This window comes from Janibacter sp. CFPM2_SD2 (genome assembly GCF_057364645.1).
On record NZ_JBNFOF010000283.1, the window covers coordinates 1 to 2711 of the forward strand.

Here is a 2711-nt window from a genome sequence, read left to right on the forward strand (position 1 = left end):
TGGCCCCGCGGCGGGTGCGGACCGGGGGGAGCCCCCCTTCGTCAGACGGGGCAGGCGCCGCCGCCGCGCCGGGGCAATGCCCTGCTGTGGGCCGTGCTCGTCGCCGGTGTCGTCGCGCTGGCGATCGGGGCGATCGCCTTCGCGATGTCGCAGGGGGACGAGGGCACCGGGAGCGGCGGCTCCTCGACGACCGGGACCCAGCAGGAGCCGACCTCCAGCGAGCCGGAGACGCTCACCGAGACGACGACGGAGACGACGACCTCGACCCCCACCGAGTCGTCGACCTCCGAGACCTCCTCCGAGGAGTCCACGACGTCGGACGACGAGGACGAGGAGCAGATCGGCGGGGACGAGGCGAGCGACTTCATCGAGACCTACTTCGCGACCGTGACGAGCGACCGCGACGCGGCCTGGGACATGCTCGCCCCGACGCGGCAGACCGACCGGGCCGGCTACGACGGCTTCTGGGACTCGATCGACAAGGCCAAGGTCACGGACCTGTCGTGGGACGAGGACGCGAGCGCCGCGACCGTCACCATCGAGTACCACCCCAAGGCCAAGGGCAAGGGCAAGGCCAAGCCCCCGAGCGCCGAGACCCACACCTATGTGCTGACCCGCATCGACGGTCAGATCAAGATGACGAAGTGATCGGAGTCCCCTGTGCTGCTTGCCTTCTCGATCGCCCCGGCCACGCCTGACCCGACCGGTTCCTACGCCGAGGCCGTGGCCGCCGCCCTGCGGGTCGTGCGTGACAGCGGGCTGCCGCACGACCTCGGCTCGATGTTCACGACGATCGAAGGGGAGTGGGACGAGGTCATGGCCGTCGTCAAGGGCTGTGTCGACGCGATGGGGCCCTACGGAGACCGGGTGAGCCTGGTCATGAAGGCCGACATCCGCGCCGGTCGCTCGGGCCAGATGAGCGCCAAGGTCGAGCGGGTCCGGGGCCTGCTCGACGACCCGACGCAGTCGTGACGATTTTGTGACCTTCGGGGGTCTTTGGGATGGTGGATCGTCCGCCACCTCGGTGGGCACCCCCTGATGTCCCACGGAAAGTCCCCGATGTGAGCACGCTCCTGCAGCGCGTGGCCGGCGCGATCCTGGCCCTCCTCGGCCTCGTCGCCGCGGTAGTCGGCGGTTGGTTCCTCGCCAACCTCGGCACCTCCGGCACCGCCACCTTCACCGCCGAGCCCGGCCAGCGCGTCGTCGTCCTCGAGCCCGACGTGCTCAACCGCGTCGACCACCCCGTCGAGATCACCGCGACCGGCTCCGGCCGCATGTGGTCCGGCACCGCGCGCCCCTCCGACGTCGAGGCCCTCCTCGGCGACGGCGCCCGCGCCCACGTGGCCGGCGTCGACGTCTCCGACTGGGCCCTCGTGAGCACCGACGAGGGCTCCGGCAAGGCGGTCTCGCCGGGCACCCTCGACGTGTGGCAGGAGACGACCACCGGCGACGGCGATGTCACCCGCACCATCGAGCAGGCCGACGCCCCGCAGACCCTCGTCGTCGCGGCCCCCACGGGCGCCGAGGTCGACTCCGTGACGATGACCGTCGTCGACGGTGGTTGGGGCACGAAGGCCCTGACGACCCTCGTCGTCGGCATCGTCGTGCTGCTGCTCGGCCTGGCCCTGCTCGCCCGCTCCTTCGGGCGCCTCGGCGGTCGCCGTGACCGGACCGCCCGCCCGACCACCGAGGAGGCCCGCGCATGAGCCGCCGTCTGACCCCCTTCGTCCTGGCCGTCCCGCTCGCCCTTGGTGGCTGCGGCGTCGGCTCGTCCATCGCCGGTGTCCACGACGCCCCGGCCGAGCGCTCCGACGGCGCGTCGATCACGACGACGACCGCGACCAAGGTCGCCAGTCGGGTCGTCGGCGACGTCGCCGGCGTGAGCCTCGCCGAGGACGACACCCGGCTGCGCAAGGAGCTGCTCAGCGGCCCCGCCCTGCGCGAGATCGAGGCCGTCGTCACGAGCAAGGACGTCTCCGGCCGCTCCACGGCCACCCCCAAGGACCTCGAGGTGCTCGCGGTCAGCCGCGGCACCGACTGGCCTCGGGCCGTCCTCGCGACCTCGCGCACCGGCGACGTGCAGCACCTGCACGTGCTCGTCGCGCAGAGCGCGGACCGGGCCTACACGCTCTTCGCCGACGTGCCGATGGCCGCCGGGGCGAGCGTCCCCGCGCTGCCGCCCGTCGAGGAGGGAGCCGCGGTCAAGCTCTCCTCCGCGCCCGAGCAGGACGTCACCTCCGCCGCCAATGCCTGGGCGAAGGGGGTCGCCTTCCCCGCGTCGAAGAAGGCCTCCAAGGAGGTGTCCGTCGGCGACGGCTTCTCCCAGGCGCTGAAGAAGAACGCCGCGAAGACCAAGGAGGACCTCGGGGACCTCGGCTACTACGCGCAGCGCCAGACGGTGGCCAAGGGCGAGACGGTGAGCTTCGAGCTCGCCGACGGCGGGGCGATCACCTTCCTGCCGATGACCCGCACCGACACGATCCGCGCGACCAACAAGCTCAAGGAGCTCAAGGTCCGCGAGCCGGCGCTCAAGTACGTGCTCGACGCGTCGACGGTGGAGCGCGCGCTCTCGGTCAAGCACGTCGAGACCCTCGCGCTCGTCACCCCGGAGCAGGGCAAGGCCCGCGTCGTCGGTGCCAGCGAGGTCGTCGCCTCCGCAGCTGGCAGCTGACGGGCCCGACCGGCTCCCGGCGCTCGACGCCGGGTGCCGG

3 protein-coding genes and 1 pseudogene are annotated in these 2711 nt (G+C 72.4%); all 4 read left to right on the forward strand.

Annotated features, from left to right (window positions below):
• Positions 1 to 648: pseudogene (locus tag AC2W7J_RS17320) on the forward strand (hypothetical protein); the annotation flags it as partial.
• A 12-nt stretch (positions 649 to 660) separates the two neighbouring features.
• A complete protein-coding gene (locus AC2W7J_RS17325) occupies positions 661 to 972 on the forward strand; it encodes a thiamine-binding protein (RefSeq protein ID WP_255185642.1) in 312 nt (103 codons plus the stop codon).
• Between the two features lie 89 nt (positions 973 to 1061).
• The gene (locus AC2W7J_RS17330; protein ID WP_485983939.1) at positions 1062 to 1706 is read left to right on the forward strand and encodes a hypothetical protein; all 645 of its coding nucleotides are present in this window, start codon (positions 1062 to 1064) and stop codon (positions 1704 to 1706) included.
• Complete coding sequence (locus AC2W7J_RS17335; RefSeq protein WP_485983941.1) at positions 1703 to 2671, forward strand: DUF8094 domain-containing protein; 969 nt, start codon at positions 1703 to 1705, stop codon at positions 2669 to 2671. The genes AC2W7J_RS17330 and AC2W7J_RS17335 overlap by 4 nt, the downstream gene beginning before the upstream one ends.
• Positions 2672 to 2711: the final 40 nt, after the last annotated feature.

Bases quoted from the DNA above. Each gene is read 5' to 3' on its own strand.
- AC2W7J_RS17335 (WP_485983941.1), top strand. From the start codon at position 1,703: ATGAGCCGCCGTCTGACCCCCTTCGTCCTGGCCGTCCCGCTCGCCCTT.